This window comes from Comamonas sp., from assembly GCF_036666375.1.
In the GTDB taxonomy this organism is placed as follows: domain Bacteria; phylum Pseudomonadota; class Gammaproteobacteria; order Burkholderiales; family Burkholderiaceae_C; genus Comamonas.
In genome coordinates, this window is record NZ_JAVWWA010000013.1 from 41327 (window position 1) to 58664 (window position 17338).

The 17338-nt window shown below is 67.7% G+C and carries 14 protein-coding genes; 11 read left to right on the plus strand and 3 right to left on the minus strand.

What is annotated here, in order from left to right:
• Window positions 1-99: 99 nt before the first annotated feature.
• Window positions 100-1068: a LysR family transcriptional regulator gene (locus RR928_RS05170; protein WP_332539424.1), complete on the minus strand. Its 969-nt coding sequence runs from the start codon at window positions 1066-1068 to the stop codon at window positions 100-102.
• A gap of 196 nt (window positions 1069-1264) precedes the next feature.
• On the opposite strand from RR928_RS05170, the gene RR928_RS05175 reads away from it, so the two are divergent.
• The 7 genes from RR928_RS05175 (at window position 1265) to RR928_RS05205 (ending at window position 8163) form a co-directional block, all read left to right on the plus strand.
• Window positions 1265-2275: a tripartite tricarboxylate transporter substrate-binding protein gene (locus tag RR928_RS05175; protein WP_332539426.1), complete on the plus strand. Its 1011-nt coding sequence runs from the start codon at window positions 1265-1267 to the stop codon at window positions 2273-2275.
• A 26-nt stretch (window positions 2276-2301) separates the two neighbouring features.
• Window positions 2302-3729 (plus strand): M20 family metallopeptidase, encoded by a 1428-nt coding sequence (locus RR928_RS05180; protein WP_332539427.1) that lies wholly within the window; start codon window positions 2302-2304, stop codon window positions 3727-3729.
• A 193-nt stretch (window positions 3730-3922) separates the two neighbouring features.
• Window positions 3923-4549, plus strand: a complete 627-nt coding sequence (locus RR928_RS05185; protein ID WP_332539428.1) for an ANTAR domain-containing response regulator — start codon at window positions 3923-3925, stop codon at window positions 4547-4549.
• 274 nt (window positions 4550-4823) lie between these two features.
• Window positions 4824-6068 carry a CmpA/NrtA family ABC transporter substrate-binding protein gene (locus RR928_RS05190; protein ID WP_332539429.1) on the plus strand — a complete coding sequence of 415 codons (1245 nt, stop codon included), beginning with the start codon at window positions 4824-4826 and terminating at the stop codon, window positions 6066-6068.
• 39 nt (window positions 6069-6107) lie between these two features.
• Window positions 6108-7061 carry a nitrate ABC transporter permease gene (ntrB, locus tag RR928_RS05195; RefSeq protein ID WP_332539430.1) on the plus strand — a complete coding sequence of 318 codons (954 nt, stop codon included), beginning with the start codon at window positions 6108-6110 and terminating at the stop codon, window positions 7059-7061.
• Entirely contained in the window at window positions 7058-7858 is an 801-nt protein-coding gene (locus tag RR928_RS05200) for an ABC transporter ATP-binding protein (protein ID WP_332539431.1), read from the plus strand. The genes ntrB and RR928_RS05200 overlap by 4 nt, the downstream gene beginning before the upstream one ends.
• A 95-nt stretch (window positions 7859-7953) precedes the next feature.
• Window positions 7954-8163: a hypothetical protein gene (locus RR928_RS05205; RefSeq protein WP_332539432.1), complete on the plus strand. Its 210-nt coding sequence runs from the start codon at window positions 7954-7956 to the stop codon at window positions 8161-8163.
• 193 nt (window positions 8164-8356) lie between these two features.
• On the opposite strand, the gene RR928_RS05210 is transcribed toward RR928_RS05205, so the two are convergent.
• Window positions 8357-9325 (minus strand): LysR family transcriptional regulator, encoded by a 969-nt coding sequence (locus RR928_RS05210; protein WP_332539433.1) that lies wholly within the window; start codon window positions 9323-9325, stop codon window positions 8357-8359.
• A gap of 105 nt (window positions 9326-9430) precedes the next feature.
• Between RR928_RS05210 and RR928_RS05215 the strand changes: the two genes are divergently transcribed.
• The 3 genes from RR928_RS05215 to RR928_RS05225 are packed head-to-tail and all read left to right on the plus strand — an operon-like array spanning window position 9431 to window position 12791.
• Window positions 9431-11269 carry a gamma-glutamyltransferase family protein gene (locus RR928_RS05215; protein WP_332539434.1) on the plus strand — a complete coding sequence of 613 codons (1839 nt, stop codon included), beginning with the start codon at window positions 9431-9433 and terminating at the stop codon, window positions 11267-11269.
• A 27-nt stretch (window positions 11270-11296) separates the two neighbouring features.
• Window positions 11297-12265 (plus strand): Bug family tripartite tricarboxylate transporter substrate binding protein, encoded by a 969-nt coding sequence (locus RR928_RS05220; RefSeq protein ID WP_332539435.1) that lies wholly within the window; start codon window positions 11297-11299, stop codon window positions 12263-12265.
• Window positions 12258-12791, plus strand: a complete 534-nt coding sequence (locus tag RR928_RS05225) for a GAF domain-containing protein (RefSeq protein ID WP_332539436.1) — start codon at window positions 12258-12260, stop codon at window positions 12789-12791. Before RR928_RS05220 ends, RR928_RS05225 begins: the two co-directional genes overlap by 8 nt.
• 78 nt (window positions 12792-12869) lie before the next feature.
• Here RR928_RS05225 and RR928_RS05230 read toward each other — a convergent pair whose 3' ends face one another.
• Complete coding sequence (locus tag RR928_RS05230; RefSeq protein WP_332539437.1) at window positions 12870-13361, minus strand: Lrp/AsnC ligand binding domain-containing protein; 492 nt, start codon at window positions 13359-13361, stop codon at window positions 12870-12872.
• 96 nt (window positions 13362-13457) lie between these two features.
• Between RR928_RS05230 and putA the strand changes: the two genes are divergently transcribed.
• Window positions 13458-17201 (plus strand): trifunctional transcriptional regulator/proline dehydrogenase/L-glutamate gamma-semialdehyde dehydrogenase, encoded by a 3744-nt coding sequence (gene putA, locus RR928_RS05235; RefSeq protein WP_332681679.1) that lies wholly within the window; start codon window positions 13458-13460, stop codon window positions 17199-17201.
• Window positions 17202-17338: the final 137 nt, after the last annotated feature.

Genomic DNA, 17338 nt, shown 5'->3' on the forward strand with positions numbered 1-17338 from the left:
CCATGGCGGGCTGGAAAATCCTTCGGGAATATGCGGATGCGGCAACAAACCACCGCTGCAGGGCGACAAGCAAGACCTCGCCATGCTGCGCGAGATGCGCTACAAGATCCCCGGCCTGCGCCACAGCCGGAGCATTTCGCCCAGCAGTTGCGGCGCGGCTTCGCGCGCGAACACCACGCCCAGCGGCGGCAGCGCCGACTGGAAGCTGCCCGGCTGCAGGTCGAGCACCGCGAAGCGCGCGCCGCGGCCGTCCGGCCCCAGGTGGTCGACAATGCTGCGCGGCATCAGCGACACCGCCTGCGGCTGGCCCAACAGGCCTTCGAGCACCGACAGCGACATGGTGGCCACGGGAAACCATTGCGCCTGCGGCAGGCGGCTCAGGATGTCGCGCTCGAAGATATCGCGCACGGCGATGTTCGCAGACGGCAGCACCCAGCGCGCGCTGTCCAGATCGGAAAGCTGCAGTTGCGGCCGGCCCACGAGCGGATGTGCATGCGAGGCGACCACAACGGCTTCGTCGCCCAGCAGCGGCTCGAACTCGAACGCATCGGGCAGCAAGCCGGGCGCGCGGCAAAACAGCGCGTCGAGTCCACCGCTGATCAGCTGCGGCAGCAGCCGCAGCGCCGAGCCCTCCTGGACATCGATATGCACCAGCGGATGCAGCCCGTAGAAACGCGTGAGCAGCTGCGCCAGTATGGCCTGCGCGGCCGCGGGAATGGTGCCCAGGCGCAGCGCCGCCGAGGCACCCATGCGGATGGCGGCCAGCGTCTGCGCGGCTTCTTCCAGCTCGGTCATCACGCCGCGCGCGGCGTCGGTCAGCGCCTGACCGGCCAGCGTGGGCCGCATGCCGCGCGCATGGCGCTCGAACAGCCGCATGTCGAGCACGCGTTCGAGTTCGGCCAGCGCCTGCGTGGCCGCCGACTGGCTCATGTGCAGGTGGGCAGCCGCGCGCACGATGGAGCCGCACTGGGCCAGCGCCAGCAGCAGCTGCAACTGGCGCAGCCGGCCCTGCTTGGCGAGCCGGGAAAACAGCACTTGGCCTTCAGGGCCGTTCTCGGGGAGATTCACAGGAGCACGATAAAAGCGGTTCTGGCCTCCATTCTGAACGCAAACCTGGGCCAGGAGCTATCGGCAATGCTTATGGCTACCCCCTGTTTCGGTGAGCCCGGCGCACGGCTTTTTTTCTATAGTTCATGTCTTGCCTGCATGACCTGACTACCGGTTGTGCATGTTGCCGCGTTTCGCCCGTCCAAAGGAAAGTCCCATGAGCGCCCTGTCCCGCCCCACCCAACGCCTGTCGCTGCAATGCCTGGGCGCCGTCACTTTGAGCACGCTGTGCGCTGCGCTGCCGCTGGGCGCACAGGCGGCCGACAACTATCCAAGCAAGCCCATCAAGCTGATCGTGCCGTTCGCGGCCGGCGGCTCCACCGATATCGTGGCGCGCGTGCTGGCCGAAGGCATGCGCAGCACGCTGGGCCAGCCCGTGGTCGTCGACAACCGCGGCGGCGCGGGCGGGCTCATTGGCACCGAAGCCGTGGCCCAGGCGCCGGCCGATGGCTACACCGTGGGCATGGCCACCGTCAGCACCATGACCATCAACCCCCTGCTCTACACCCGCGCCCAGGGTCTGGGAGCCAAGCTGCTGCCCGTCGCCAACCTAGTGACCATGCCTTCGGTGTGGATGGCCCACCCCAAGATGGGCGTGAACAATTTTCCCGACTTCCTGGCCAAGATCCGCGCCCAGCCCGGTGCCTTCAGCGCCGGCGTGCCGGGCGTGGGCACGCTGGGCCATCTGATGCTGGCGGCGTTCAACGACACCATGAAGACCGACATCCAGATCGTGCCCTACCGCGGCAACGGCCCGGCGCTCAATGACGCGCTTGCCGGCCAGGTGCAGGTCATGACCGATCAGCTGCCTTCGGCGCTGCCGCAGATCAAGGGCGGCAAGCTGATTCCGGTCGCGCTGTCGGCCACGGCGCGCTCGCCCGATCTGCCCAACGTGCCGACGTTCAAGGAGCTGGGCTACGACGACCTGAACGCGCTGGGCATCAGCTGGTTCGGCATCGTCGTGCCCAAGAACACGCCCGCGGCCACGGTGAAGAAGCTGCAGGACGCGGCGGTGAAGGCCGCCCACCTGCCCGACGTGCAAAAGCGCCTGCAGGCGCTGGGCGCGCAGGCCACCGACATGGACCAGAGCAAGTTCCCCGCGCAGATCGCGGCCGACATCCAGCGCAACAAGGCCCAGCTCGACAAGGCCGGAATCCAGCCCGAATGACACCGCAGCGCCAGGAGACAACGCACATGACCGCAATCCACCAACTGCAGGACTTCTTCACGCGCGAGACCCCGCGCATGACCGCGCTCGCCGACCAGATCTGGTCGCTGGCCGAGCTGCGCTACGCCGAGATGTCGTCGGCCCAGCTGCACATCGATGCGCTGGCCAGCGCGGGCTTTCGCATCACGCGCAATGTCGCCGGCATTCCCACGGCCTTCCTGGCCGAATGGGGCGACGCCGGCCCGGCCATTGCGTTCCTCGGCGAATACGACGCGCTGTCGGGCCTGAACCAGCAAAGCGGCGCGCTGGTCTGCACGCCCTCGGTCGACAGCCCGGGCCTGGCGGGCCACGGCTGCGGCCACCATCTGCTGGGGACTTCCGCGCACTTCGCGGCCATCGCGCTCCAGGCTCATCTGCAGGCCAGCGGCCAGAAGGCGCGCATCCGCTACTACGGCTGCCCCGCCGAGGAAGGTGGCTCGGGCAAGACCTTCATGGCGCGCGCGGGCGTGTTCGATGATGTCGATGCCGCGCTCACCTGGCACCCCGCGAGCTTCACGGCCGTGTTCAGCCAGAACACGCTGGCCAACATCCAGGCCAAGTTCATCTTCCACGGCAAGGCCTCGCATGCCGCGCATTCGCCGCACCTGGGGCGCAGCGCGCTGGACGCCGTCGAGCTGATGAACGTGGGCGTCAACTACCTGCGCGAACACATGCCTTCGGACGCACGCGTGCACTACGCGGTCACCGATTCGGGGGGCATGTCGCCCAATGTGGTGCAGGCGCGCGCCGAAGTGCTCTACCTGATTCGCGCCGGCCGCAACCACGAGGCCGCCGAACTCTACGAGCGCGTGAAGAACGTCGCGCGCGGCGCGGCGCTGATGACCGATTGCCGCCTGGAGATCGTTTTCGACAAGGCCTGCTCCAACCTGCTGCAGAACACCACGCTCAACCAGGTGATGTACGCGCAGATGCAGGCGCTGGGCCAGCTGCAGCTCGACGAGCGCGAGCAAAAGCGTGCCAGCGACTTCCAGGCCACGCTGGACCCGAACGACCTCGACTCGGTGAGCCGCCCGCTGGCCGCGGTGCTGCGCGGCAAGGTGCCGGCGGTGTTCGAAGGCCTCGCGCCCTATGACCCCAAGGCGCAGGAGACCATGTTTGGCTCCACCGATGTGGCCGATGTCAGCTGGATCACGCCCACGGTGCAGGCCTGGGTCGCCTGCTATGCGTTCGGCACGCCGCTGCATTCGTGGCAGATGGTCTCGCAAGGCCAGTCGGGCCTGGCGCACGCGGGCATGGTGCATGCGGCCAAGGTGCTGACCGCGACGGCGGTGGAACTGATTGCCAACCCGGCGCTGATTGCCGCCGCCAAGGCCGAGCTGCTCGAGCGCCGCCAGGGCCAGCCCTATGCCTGCCCGATACCGGCGGATGTGCCGCTGCCGTTTTTGCGCAAGTAGGAGCACGCCTTTCGCACTGCTTTTGTCACCGGGCCGCCATTTTGAGGACAGGACGTTCATGGTTCGACAGGCTCACCATGAACGGTTTCCCCGTTGATCCCGCGGCCCCGTCGAACCATGAACGTACAGCTTAGAGTGCCCGTGCGGGACCTGCCTCGGCACAAAATGGCACTTTTCTTGCTTGTGTCATTGCATGAGCCATCCCCTGCGCATCGTGGTCATTGTTCCGGATCTGGCCCTGCTGGACGAGCAGGAAGAGCATGTGCGCCTGCAGCTCGAACGCTCGCGCTCGCTGCGCGTGGGGCTGCTCGAAGCGCAATATGACATCGTTGCCACGCTGCCCGCCGATGTGTTTCTCAGCGAGCGCATTGCCCAGCTGCGCCCCGATCTGATCATCGTCGACACCGAAAGCGAAGCCCGCGACGCGCTCGAACATGTGGTCATGGCCACGCGCGACGAGCGCCGCCCCATCGTGCTGTTCACCAACGACCCCGACACCACCCATGTGCGCGACGCCGTGGCCGCGGGGGTGTGTGCCTATATCGTCGAAGGCCTGGCGCCGCAGCGCATACGCCCCATCCTGCAGGTGGCGATGGCGCGCTTCAAGCATGAGCAGTCGCTGCGCGCCGAGCTGCAGGATGCGCGCGACGAGCTCAAGGACCGCAAGACCATTGACCGCGCCAAGGGCATTCTGATGGAGCGCCAGGCGCTGAGTGAAAAGCAAGCCTACGACCGGCTGCGCAAGCTCGCGATGGACAAGGGCATCAAGATGGTGCAGATCGCCCAGCGGATGATAGACGCGGCCGAACTTCTGGGCTGAATGCCCCGATTCAGCGCAGGCGCACAGAAATGGCGCGCGCACCAGGCCCCGGCCACCCGTGATTCGCGCCGCTTCCTTGGGAAAACACTAAAAACTCAGCTGGCACGGAAGCTGCTTAGAAAGAAACAAGGTCAACGAAGACCCCACCGACAGGCAATCAACGACTGATTGCCCGTCACCGGACAAAGGCGTCCCCATCACTGCACGTACAGCCCATGGCTTGCGCGCAGGATGCGGGCGCCTTTTTTTTCGCCACTTTTTGCCGAGACTGCATATGCCCGACCTGATGAAAACCGGACTTCCGCGCCGCACCGTTCTCCAAGCCGCCGCCGTGGGTGCCGCCGGCATCTCCCCTGCCCTGCGCGCGCTGGTCCATGCCCAGGGCTCCGATGCACCGGAGAAAAAGGAAGTCAAGATAGGCTTTATTCCGCTCACGGATTGCGCCAGCGTGGTGATGGCTTCGGTGCTGGGCATAGACAAGAAATACGGCATCAAGATCATTCCGACCAAGGAAGCGAGCTGGGCCGGGGTGCGCGACAAGCTGGTCAACGGCGAACTCGACTGCGCCCATGTGCTCTACGGCCTGGTCTACGGCGTGCACTTGGGGCTGGGCGGCCCCAAGAAGGACATGGCCGTGCTGATGAACCTGAACAACAACGGCCAGGCGATCACGCTGGCCAAGAAGCTGGCCGACAAGGGTGCCGTGAACGGCGCGGGCCTGGCCAAGCTGATGGCCAGCGAGAAGCGCGAATACACCTTTGCCCAGACCTTCCCCACGGGCACGCATGCGATGTGGCTCTACTACTGGCTCGCGGCCAACGGCATCAACCCCATGAAGGATGCCAAGGTCATCACCGTGCCGCCGCCGCAGATGGTGGCCAACATGCGTGTCGGCAACATGGACGGCTTTTGCGTGGGCGAGCCCTGGAACCACCGCGCGATCATGGATGGCATAGGCGTCACGGCCGCCACCACCCAGGAAATCTGGAAGGACCACCCCGAGAAGGTGCTGGGCACGACGGCCGAGTTCGCCGACAAGTACCCCAACACCGCGCGCGCCGTCACCGCCGCCATTCTGGAAGCCGGCCGCTGGATCGATGCCAGCCTGGCCAACAAGAACCAGATGGCCGAGACCATTGCCGCCAAGTCCTATGTGAACACCAGCGTCGACGCGATCAACCAGCGCATCCTGGGCCGCTACCAGGACGGCATGGGCAAGACCTGGGACGATCCCAACCACATGAAGTTCTACAACGAGGGCGCGGTGAACTTCCCCTACCTGTCCGACGGCATGTGGTTCCTCACCCAGCACAAGCGCTGGGGCCTGCTCAAGGACCATCCCGACTACCTGGGCGTGGCCAAGGCCATCAACCGCACCGCCCTCTACAAGGAGGCGGCCACGGCCTCCAAGACGCCGCTGCCCAAGAGCGAGATGCGCAGCAGCAAGCTGATCGATGGCGTGGTCTGGGACGGCACGCAGCCGCAGAAGTACGCCGACAGTTTCAAGATCAAGGCCTGACGCCAGCGCCCGGCCCCCGGTTTCAACGGAAGAAGCACGATGAACACACATACTTTGTCGCCCAGCGCCGCGGCGCTGGGCGCGCCCCACGCCCGCCCGCACGAGAGCGCCGAACCCGTGGCGGAAATTGCACTGCCCGCGGCCGGACATGCGGCCCATGCCGTGGCCGCAAGACCGGCCGGCGCCCGGCCGCCAGGCCCGCTGGCGCTCAAGGCCCAGGCGCTGGTGAAGGCGGCCGTGCCGCCGCTGCTGGGACTGGCGCTGCTGGCGCTGGCCTGGGCCGGCATTTCCATGGCCACCGGCGCGAGCATTCCCGGGCCGGCCGCGACCTTTGACCAGGCCGTCAAGCTGTTCAGCGACCCGTTCTACAGCAACGGTCCGAACGACCAGGGCGTGGGCTGGAACGTGCTCGCTTCGCTGCAGCGCGTGGCCATAGGCTTTGGCCTGGCGGCGCTGGTCGGCATTCCTGCGGGCTTTCTGATCGGGCGCTTCAAGTTCCTGTCGAAGATGTTCAACCCCATCATCAGCCTGCTCAAGCCGGTGTCGCCGCTGGCCTGGCTGCCCATAGGCCTGCTGGTGTTCAAGGGCGCGAATCCCGCGGCCATCTGGACCATCTTCATCTGCTCGATCTGGCCCATGGTGATCAACACCGCCATAGGCGTGCAGCGCGTGCCCCAGGACTACATGAACGTGGCGCGCGTTCTCAACCTGTCCGAATGGAAGATCGCCACCAAGATCCTGCTGCCCTCGGTGCTGCCCTACATGCTGACCGGCGTGCGCCTGGCCGTGGGCACGGCCTGGCTGGTGATCGTCGCCGCCGAGATGCTGACCGGCGGCGTGGGCATAGGCTTCTGGGTCTGGGACGAGTGGAACAACCTCAACGTGATGAACATCATCATCGCCATTGGCGTGATCGGCATCGTGGGTCTGGCGCTGGAGCTGCTGCTGGTGCAGATCGCCAAGGCATTTACTTATGAAGAGGTGAAGTCATGAGCGACAAATTCATTGAACTGCAAGGCATCTCGCAGAGCTTCAAGACCGCCAAGGGCCTGTTCCTGGCGCTGGAGAACATCGATCTGCGCATTGCCAAGGGCGACTTCGTCGCGCTGATCGGCCACTCGGGCTGCGGCAAATCGACGCTGCTCAATCTGATTGCCGGCCTGACCACGCCCAGCAGCGGCGTGCTGCTGTGCGCCAACCGCGAGATCCAGGGCCCGTCGCCCGAGCGCGCCGTGGTGTTCCAGAATCACTCGCTGCTGCCCTGGCTGACCTGCTACGAGAACGTGCACCTGGCCGTGGAGCGGGTGTTCGCGCAAAAGGAAAGCAAGGCCCAGCTCAAGGAACGCAGCGACGCGGCGCTGGCCCTGGTGGGCCTGGGCCATGCGCGCGACAAGCGCCCGGGCGAGATCTCGGGCGGCATGAAGCAGCGCGTGGGCATTGCGCGCGCGCTGTCGATGGAACCCCAGGTGCTGCTGATGGACGAGCCGTTCGGCGCGCTGGACGCGCTCACGCGCGCCAAGCTGCAGGACGAGCTGCTGGAGATCGTCGCGCGCACGCGCAGCACCGTGGTGATGGTGACGCACGATGTCGACGAGGCCGTGCTGCTGTCGGACAAGATCGTGATGATGACCAACGGCCCGGCCGCGCGCATAGGCGAAATTCTCAGCGTCGACATCGCCCGCCCGCGCAGGCGCGTGGAGCTGGCCAGCGACCCCGAGTACCTGCGCTGCCGCCAGGCGGTGATGGATTTTCTCTACACGCGCCAGGCGCATGTGGAAAAAGCCGCCTGAAGCGCCGGAGCATCACGGGACGGCGGTATATTGGAGCTCAGGCCGTACAGCGCAAGCTGACGCGGCATCCTTGCAATTCGAGAATCGCCGATCCCATGAAAACCATTGACGAAATGCTGCACCTGGATCTGCTGACGCCCGAACAGCACCACGAGATCGGTGCCTGGATCGCCCAGGCCGACACGCCCGAGCAAATACTCAAGATGCCCTCGGAGCTATGGACGGCCATGGAGCGCGCCAGCGAAGTCATGGGAATCGACAAGGACCTGCTGCGCCCGCCGGCGCTCGATGCGATGGGGCTGTAAGCCGAGCTTCTTGCCCGCCTGAGGAAACTGCGAGCCTCAAAATCCCGTTCGTCCTGAGCCCGTCGAAGGATGAACGGCCTGTCCTCAAGCCAGCAGCGCGTTCCGGCATTCCCGTTCGTCCTGAGCTTGTATTCCCGTTCGTCCTGAGCTTGTCGAAGGATGAACGGCCTGCGCTCAAGCTCAGCGCAGCCGTTTAAACGTCCTGACCCTGCCGCGAAAGAATCGCCTGCCTCAGCCCATCGATCAGATCGACCTTGGGTGAATTGCGCAGCCAGGCCAGGCCCACGGGCGGCAGGCTCCAGGGCAGCGGCTGCTCTAGCACCTGCGCCGCGCCGCCCACGCACACCGCCTGGGCAATGTCGTCGGGCAGCACCGTGATGCCGCGCGGCAGATTGCGCAGCGCCGACGCAATGGTGCGCACCGCATAGGCTTCGAGCGTGGGCACGGGCACGCGCCGCCCGGCCGCCGAGAAGATCGCGTCGATCATGCCGCGTATCGGCGTATCGGCCGGCGGGAAGATCCAGTCCATTTCCGACAGCTTGGCGATATCGACTTCGGGGTAGCGCGTGAGCAGCGCCGCGCTGGGCTGGGCCACGACCAGGCGCGGCTGCTGCTGGTACAGCAGCACCTGCTCGATCGCCTCGTCGCCCGGCGCGCCCTGGTCGTTCTGTGAAAAGCGGCAGATCGCGCAGTCCAGCGTGCGCGCGCGCAGCGCGGCAAACAGGTTGCCCGTGACATCCTCCATCGACACCGTGGCAATCCTGGGACGCAGCGAGAACAGATAGGACCAGGTGCTGTCGAGCACGCGCGTGGACGCATAGGGCAGCACGCCCACGCGCAGCCGGCCCTGGCGTCCGGCGCGCACGCCGTCAAGCTCGATCAGCAGTTCGTCGTTCTCGGCAATCGCATACGCCGCGCGCGCAATCACCACCCGGCCCGCGGCCGTGGGCTCCAGGCCGCGCCCGGTGCGCTCGAACAGCACGGCATCGAAGATGCCCTCGATGTCGGCCAGCGCGCGCGTGACCGTGGGCTGGCTGCTGCCGAGGATTTCGGCGACGCGCGTGATCGAACGGTAGCGGTCCAGCGCGACCAGCAGCCGGTAGTGGCGCAGCTTGAGGCGCGCGTCTATGGCGCGCTCTACGTCGGGAAGGCAATGGGGCATGAACGAACTATAGCCTGCAATGCATGGGCTGATGCAAAGACATTCACCCTGGCCTATTCCGTGCTTCTATAGTTGGGCCATCTTCCACTCGCACCAAAAGCAATCATGAGCGCTTTCACTACCCGTCCCGAGATCACTGGAACCTTCGGCGTGGTCTCCTCTACCCACTGGCTGGTGTCACAGACCGCGATGGGTGTGCTCGAGCGCGGCGGCAATGCCTTTGACGCCGCCGTGGCCGGAGGCTTCGTGCTGCAGGTGGTCGAGCCGCATCTCAACGGCCCGGGCGGCGAAGTGCCCATACTGCTGTGGAGCGAGCGGCTGGGACGCATGGAGTCGATCAAGGGCCAGGGCGTGGCGCCGGCCGAAGCCGATGCCCAGACCTTTCGCCGCATGGGCTTCGAGCAGGTGCCGGGCATTGGCATGCTGCCGGCCACCGTGCCCGGCGCCTTTGGTGCCTGGATGACCATGCTGCGCGACCATGGCACCTGGTCGCTGGCCGAAGTGCTGGCGCCGGCCATAGGCTATGCGCGCGACGGCTTTCCGCTGATCGCGCGCGCGGTGCAGGCCATCTATGCGGTGCAGGACCTGTTTCGCGAACAATGGCCCAGCTCTGCCCAGGTCTGGCTGCCGGGCGGGCGCGTGCCCCAGCCCGGCGCGCTGTTCCAGCTGCCCAAGCTGGCAGACACCTTCGAGCGCTTGCTGCAGGAAACGCAGACCCGCGCCACGGGCCGTACCGAACAGATAGACGCCGCCCTGGACATCTGGTACCGCGGCTTTGTCGCCGAGGAAATCGATCTCTATTACCGCACCGAAAAGGTGCAGGACACCAGCGGCGAACGCCATGGCGGCCTGCTGCGCTACGACGACATGGCGAACTGGCAGGCCGCAGTGGAAGCACCGCTGACGCTGGACTTCGGCCGCTACACGCTGGCCAAGTGCGGCTTCTGGAGCCAGGGCCCGGCCTTCCTGCAGCAGATAGGCATGCTGCGCCACGCCGACCTGGGCCAGCACGCGCCGCATACCGCGGGCTTCGTGCACCGCATTGCCGAAGCCGCGAAGCTGGCCATGGCCGACCGCCTGGCCTGGTACGGCGACGCGCCCGCAGCGCAGCGCGAGGCACAGATGGCGCTGCTGTCCGACGACTACCTGCGCGCGCGCTGGCAGCAGACCGGGGCCCAGGCCTCGGCCGAGCTGCGCGCCGGCGCGCCGCTGGGCATTGCGCCGCAGCTGCCCGATCTGGGCGCGGCCGAACGCACGCTGCGCACTGCCGACACCCGCTTTGGCATTGGCGAGCCGACGTTTGCCGCGCTGCCGCCGGTGGCCGAATGGGCGCAGCGCGAAGTCTTCGTGGGCGACACCTGCCATATCGACGTCATCGACCGCGACGGCAACATGGTCGCGGCCACGCCTTCGGGCGGCTGGCTGTCGTCCAGCCCGGTGATTCCCGCGCTGGGCTTTGCCATCAACACCCGGCTGCAGATGACCTGGCTGGACGAGGGCCTGGCCAATACCGTCACGCCGCGCGTCGTGCCCTGCACCACGCTGTCGCCTTCGCTGGCGCTGCGCGACGGCCAGCCCTACATGGTGTTCGGCACGCCCGGCGGCGACCAGCAGGACCAGTGGTCGCCGGCCTTCTTCCTGCGCCACGCGGTGCACGGCATGAACCTGCAGGAGGCAATCGATGCGCCCGCCTGGCATGTCGATCACTTCCCGGCCTCGTTCTGGCCGCGCCAGACCAGGCTCAACCAGCTGACCGTCGAGTCGCGCTTCGCGCCCGAGGAGATCGAAGCCCTGCGCGCCGCGGGCCACCAGGTCAAGGTCGGCGACCCCTGGTCGGAAAGCCGCATGTCGGCCTGCACGCGCGAGCGCGACGCGCGCGGCCGGCTGCTGCTGCGCGCCGCGGCGAATCCGCGCGGCATGCAGGGCTACGCCGTCGGCCGCTGACTACCCCTTTCAACCACTGGAGCTTCCATGATCTCTCACCGTATCCGCGCCCTGTGCGCCACCGCCTTGCTGGCCGTTGCCGGCGCCGCTTCGGCGGCTTACCCGGACAAGCCCATCACGCTGATCGTTCCCTGGGCGCCCGGTGGTTCTACCGACATCCTCGCGCGCGCCCTGGGCGAACGCCTGTCGAAGTCGCTGGGCCAGACGGTGATTGTCGACAACCGCGCGGGCGCCTCGGGCAACATAGGCTCGAACATGGTTGCCAAGGCCAAGCCCGACGGCTACACGCTGCTCGTGGGCTCTATGAGCACGCATGCGATGAATCCGGCGCTGATGGCCAGCATGCCGTTCAAGGGCGTGGAAGACTTCACGCCCATCGCCCAGCTGGCCAATGTGATCAACACCATGGTGGTGAGCAACTCGGTGCCGGCCAACAACCTCAAGGACTTCATTGCCTACGCCAAGGCCAATCCCGGCAAGCTCAACTACGCCTCGGCCGGCCAGGGCTCGACCAACCACCTGAGCGCCGTGCTGTTTGAAAAGGCCGCGGGCATCACCATGGTGCATGTGCCCTACAAGGGCGGCGCGCCGGCCGTGGTCGACACCGTGGCCGACCAGACCCAGGTGCTGTTCTCGGCCGGCACGCAGACCCTGCCCCACGTCAAGACCGGCAAGCTCAAGCTGCTGGCCGTGACCGAGGCCAAGCGCTCGGCGCTGATGCCCGACGGCGTGCCCACGGTAGGCGAGACCCTGCCCGGCTATGAACTGGGCGTCTGGTACGGCCTGTTCGGCCCGGCCGGCATGCCCAGGGACCTGGTCGACAGGCTCAACACCGCGGCCAATGCCGCGATGGCCGATCCCGCCGTCAAGGCACGCATGGACAGCCTCGGCGTGGAAGTCGTCAAGACCACGCCCGCGCAGTTTGCCGCCGTGCTCAAGTCCGACGCCGAGCGCTACGGCAAGATCATCCGCGAGCTGGGAATCAAGGGTGAGTGACAACGTCCCGCTGACGCTGCCGGCGGCGGCCGCGCGGGCCCTGTGCCGCGAGCTGCCGCGCGCGCCCGATTTCGCCGCCGCGCTGCAGACCATCGAGCGCGTGCGCCAGGACCTGCTGGGCGACGGCCTGCTCACCGTCAACCATGTGCGATGGCCGGCGCCACCGGCCGATGCGCCGGACGCCATAGACCTGCAGCGCATCTGGTCGTCGCGCCCTGCCGAATACCCGGTCGCGGGCCGCAAGCGCAAGGGCCTCACGCCCTGGACGCGCCAGCTGCTGCTGTGCGGCGAGATCTTCATTGGCGAAGGCCAGCCGGCACTGCAGCAGGTGTTTGACGACAGCCCCCTCATACTGTCGCTGGGCCTGCGGTCGGTGATGAACGTGCCGCTGCTGCGCGCCGGCGCCTGCTTTGCCACGTTCAACGTGCTGGGAACGCGGCCGCAATGGACTGCGCTGGAAAAGCAGCAGATCGAACTGCTGGCGGCGCTGGCCCTGCCCTGGGTGGCGGGGCATGGGGCTGCGTAGCAAGCCGTTCGTCCTGAGCCTGCCCCGCCGGCCGCGTCAAAGGATGAACGGCCTGCGCTCCAGGCAGGGGGAGAGTCCCTAACCCAGCCCCCGCAAATGCAGATGCGAAGAGTTCTTCACCTCTTCCATCACCGCATAGGTGCGCGTCTCGCGCACGCCCGGCAGCTGCCACAGCACATTGCCGGCAAACACCCGGTAGGCGTTCATGTCGGCGCTGCGGGTTTTCAGCAGATAGTCGAAGCCGCCGGCCACCATGTGGCATTCCATGATTTCAGGCTGCAGCTGCACCGCCACCTTGAACTCCTCGAACACATTGGGCGTGGTGCGGTCCAGCAGCACCTCGACAAACACCAGCATGCCCGCGTCCAGCTTGATGGGGTTGAGCCGCGCCTCGTAGCCCAGGATATAGCCCTCGCGCGTGAGCCGCTGCACGCGCGCCAGCGTCGCCGTCGGCGACAGGCTGATGGCCTCGGCCAGCTTGAGGTTGGTCAGGCGGCCGTCGGCCTGCAGCAGCGCAAGAATGCGCAGGTCCATGCGGTCGATCTGGACTGATTCGTTATCGGATGCCATACAAATAGTTTTTTATTCTGACCAAATCACATATTTCGAACAAATATTCTATTCTCCCCGGTTCACCATTGCGCTATCCACTCACCGAGTTTCGCCATGTCCATTTCCGCTGCCCCGGCCTCTCCCGCCGCTTTTGTCGACGGCCCCACGCAACACCGCGGCGCGCTGCGCGACGCCATCACGGCCGCGACGCGCCGGCCCGAACCCGAGGCCGTGATGGCCGCCCTGCTGGAACTCGCGCGCCCGCGCAACGACGACGCGCAGCGCGCCAACGTGCTGGCGCTGCAGCTGGCGCGCGGACTGCGCGAGCGCAAGTGCGCCAGCGGCCGCGCGGGCATGGTGCAAGGCCTGCTGCAGGAATATTCGCTGTCGTCGCAGGAGGGCGTGGCATTGATGTGCCTGGCCGAGGCACTGCTGCGCATTCCCGATGCCGCCACGCGCGACGCGCTGATACGCGACAAGATTGCCGACGGCGACTGGCGCCAGCACCTGGGCCGCAGCCCCTCGCTGTTTGTCAATGCCGCCACCTGGGGCCTGCTGCTCACGGGCCGGCTGGTCGCCACGCACAGCGAGACCGGCCTGGCCAGCACGCTGGGACGCATCATCGGCAAGGGCGGCGAGCCGCTGATACGCCAGGGTGTCGACATGGCGATGCGCGTGATGGGCGAGCAGTTCGTTGCCGGCGAGACGATTGGCGCGGCCTTGCAGCATGCCAGGGGCCTCGAGGCCCGGGGCTTTCGCTACTCGTACGACATGCTGGGCGAGGCCGCGCTGACCGAAGGCGATGCCCGGCGCTACCTTGCCGACTACCAGCAGGCCATAGACGCCATTGGCAAGGCCGCGGCCGGCGCGGGCGTGCAGGCCGGCCCGGGCATCTCGATCAAGCTGTCGGCGCTGCACCCGCGCTACAGCCGCGCGCAATACGCGCGCGTGATGCAGGAACTCTACCCGCGCGTGCTGGCGCTGGCCGTGCAGGCCAGGAAGTACGACATAGGGCTCAACATCGATGCCGAGGAAGCCGACCGGCTCGAACTGTCGCTCGATCTGCTCGAGCGCCTGTGCTTCGAGCCCGCGCTCGCGGGCTGGAACGGCATAGGCTTTGTGATCCAGGCCTATCAGAAGCGCTGCCCGGCCGTGATCGACTTCCTGGTCGATCTGGCCCGGCGCAGCGGCCACCGGCTCATGGTGCGCCTGGTCAAGGGCGCGTACTGGGACAGCGAGATCAAGCGCGCCCAGGTCGACGGCCAGGACGGCTATCCGGTCTACACGCGCAAGCCGCATACCGATGTCGCCTACCTGGCCTGCGCGCGCAAGCTGCTGGAAGCGCCGGCCGAAGTCTTCCCGCAGTTCGCCACGCACAATGCGCACACCGTCGCGGCCATTCACCAGATGGCCGGGCCCGCCACCTACCGGCCAGGCCAGTATGAATTCCAATGCCTGCACGGCATGGGCGAGCCGCTGTACGAACAGGTGGTGGCCAGCCTCGGCCGGCCCTGCCGCATCTACGCCCCCGTGGGCACGCACGAGACGCTGCTCGCCTACCTGGTGCGCCGGCTGCTCGAAAACGGCGCCAACACCTCGTTTGTGAACCGCATTGCCGACCCGACCATGGCGCTCGAAACACTGGTCGAAGACCCGGTGCAGACGCTGGAGCGCATGGCGCGCGAGGAAGGCGAGTACGGCCTGCCCCACCCGGCGATCGCGCTGCCGGTCGCGCTCTACGGCGCGGCGCGCGCGAATTCGCGCGGACTCGATCTGTCCAACGAGCACACGCTGCAGGCCATTGCCCCGGCCATGCAGGCGCGCGGCGACTGGTCGGCAGCGCCCCTGCTGGCCCCCGGCATCACGGCGCAAGGCGGCGCCAGCGTGGAGATCCGCAATCCCGCCAATCTGCAGGACCTCGTGGGCCGGGTGCAGCAGGCGTCGCAGCAGGATGTGCAAGCCGCGCTTGCCGCCGCGGCCGGCGCCGCCGACAGCTGGGCCCAGACGCCGCCCGCGCTGCGCGCCGATGCGCTGGAAAGCGCGGCCGATCTGCTGGAAGCCGACATGCCGCAGCTCATGGGTCTGCTGGCGCGCGAAGCCGGCAAGACCGCGGCCAATGCCATTGCCGAAGTGCGCGAAGCCGTTGATTTCCTGCGGTATTACGCGGCCCAGGCGCGCGCCGATTTCGCCGTCGCCACCCACCGCCCGCTGGGCCCGGTGGTCTGCATCAGCCCCTGGAATTTCCCGCTGGCCATCTTCGTTGGCCAGGTCAGCGCCGCGCTGGCCGCGGGCAATCCGGTGCTGGCCAAGCCCGCCGAGCAGACGCCGCTGGTGGCCGCGCATGCGCTGCGCCGCCTGTGGCAGGCCGGCGTGCCCCAGGCCGTGGTGCAGCTGCTGCCCGGCGAGGGCGAGAGCGTGGGCGCGGCACTGGTCGCCGACGCGCGCGTGCAAGGCGTGCTGTTCACGGGCTCCACCGATGTCGCGCGCATTCTGCAGCGCCAGCTGGCCCAGCGCCTGGGGCGCAACGGCCAGCCCGTGGTGCTGGTGGCCGAGACCGGCGGCCAGAACGCGATGATTGTCGACTCGTCGGCGCTGGCCGAACAGGTGGTGGCCGATGTCGTTGCCTCGGCGTTCGACAGCGCGGGCCAGCGCTGCTCGGCGCTGCGCGTGCTGTGCCTGCAGGAAGACTGCGCCGACCGCATCATTGAAATGCTCGGCGGCGCCATCGCGCAAAGCCGCATCGGCGACCCGGCGCAGCTGGCCGTCGACATCGGCCCGGTGATCGATGCCCAGGCGCGTGACGGCATAGAAAAGCACATCGAGCAGATGCGGGCCAAGGGCCGCAAGGTGCTGCGCAGCGCCTGGAATGCCGGCGACGCAGCGCTGGCCCAGGGCACGTTTGTGCTGCCCACGCTGATCGAGCTGGACAGCATCGCCGAACTGCAGCGCGAGATCTTCGGCCCGGTGCTGCACATCGTGCGCTACCGCCGCAAGGATTTGGCGCAGCTGCTCGCGCAGATCAACGCCACCGGCTACGGCCTGACGCTGGGCCTGCACACGCGCATAGACGAGACCATTGCCCAGGTGGTGGCCGCGGCGCACGCCGGCAACGTCTATGTGAACCGCAACATGGTGGGCGCCGTGGTGGGCGTTCAGCCTTTCGGCGGCGAAGGCCTGTCGGGCACCGGGCCCAAGGCCGGCGGGCCGCTGTACCTCTACCGACTGCTGTCGCAGCGACCCGATGACGTGCTGCAGCGCGCGCTGCCCACCGGTGCCGCCGCCGACGCCGCCACGCCCGCGCGCTGGCATGCGGCCGCGGCATTTGCCCAGCTGCGCCAATGGGCCGCGCAGTCCGGCGCGCCCCAGCTGGCCGCGACCTGCAGCCGCTTGCAGGCCCTGGCGCCGCGCCAGCACGCCCGCGAACTCCAGGGCCCCACGGGCGAGCGCAATGTCTATACGCTGGCGCCGCGCGCCGCCGTGCTGTGTCTTGCCCCGACCGACGAAGACCGGCTGACCCAGCTGGCCGCGGTGCTGGCCGTGGGCAGCCGCGCCGTCTGGCCGATGGCCGCCCGGGCGCTGCACGCGCGCCTGCCCCAGGCCGTGCGCCAGGCCATAGACCTGGTGCCCGAATGGACCGCGCCCAACGCTGCTTTCGATGCCGTGCTGCACCATGGCGACGCGGCTTCGCTACTGCAGACCGGCCAGGCGCTCGCGGCCCGGCCCGGGCCGATTGTCAGCATGGGCCACGCAGCCAGCGGCTCGACGGCCGTGCCGCTAGAGCGCCTGGTGATCGAGCGCGCATTGAGCGTCAACACCGCCGCGGCCGGCGGCAATGCGAGCCTGATGACGATTGCCTGACGGCCAGCGCCGCGCCACCGCACCGCGATGGCCTGGCCGCTGCACCCCAATGCAGCGCGCATCTCACCATCTCGGTGCATGGCCTCGCGGCCCGGGCCCTCTGCACAGCCATCGCGACCTGGCCCGCAAATTGCTTG

Excerpts from the sequence above, each read along its gene's own strand:
- RR928_RS05220 (WP_332539435.1), top strand. The coding sequence starts at position 11,297 with ATGATCTCTCACCGTATCCGCGCCCTGTGCGCCACCGCCTTGCTGGCC.
- ntrB (WP_332539430.1), top strand. The coding sequence starts at position 6,108 with ATGAACACACATACTTTGTCGCCCAGCGCCGCGGCGCTGGGCGCGCCC.
- RR928_RS05200 (WP_332539431.1), top strand. The coding sequence starts at position 7,058 with ATGAGCGACAAATTCATTGAACTGCAAGGCATCTCGCAGAGCTTCAAG.
- RR928_RS05205 (WP_332539432.1), top strand. The coding sequence starts at position 7,954 with ATGAAAACCATTGACGAAATGCTGCACCTGGATCTGCTGACGCCCGAA.
- RR928_RS05210 (WP_332539433.1), bottom strand. The coding sequence starts at position 9,325 with ATGCCCCATTGCCTTCCCGACGTAGAGCGCGCCATAGACGCGCGCCTC.
- RR928_RS05185 (WP_332539428.1), top strand. The coding sequence starts at position 3,923 with ATGAGCCATCCCCTGCGCATCGTGGTCATTGTTCCGGATCTGGCCCTG.
- RR928_RS05215 (WP_332539434.1), top strand. The coding sequence starts at position 9,431 with ATGAGCGCTTTCACTACCCGTCCCGAGATCACTGGAACCTTCGGCGTG.
- RR928_RS05230 (WP_332539437.1), bottom strand. The coding sequence starts at position 13,361 with ATGGCATCCGATAACGAATCAGTCCAGATCGACCGCATGGACCTGCGC.
- RR928_RS05180 (WP_332539427.1), top strand. The coding sequence starts at position 2,302 with ATGACCGCAATCCACCAACTGCAGGACTTCTTCACGCGCGAGACCCCG.
- RR928_RS05175 (WP_332539426.1), top strand. The coding sequence starts at position 1,265 with ATGAGCGCCCTGTCCCGCCCCACCCAACGCCTGTCGCTGCAATGCCTG.
- RR928_RS05190 (WP_332539429.1), top strand. The coding sequence starts at position 4,824 with ATGCCCGACCTGATGAAAACCGGACTTCCGCGCCGCACCGTTCTCCAA.
- putA (WP_332681679.1), top strand. The coding sequence starts at position 13,458 with ATGTCCATTTCCGCTGCCCCGGCCTCTCCCGCCGCTTTTGTCGACGGC.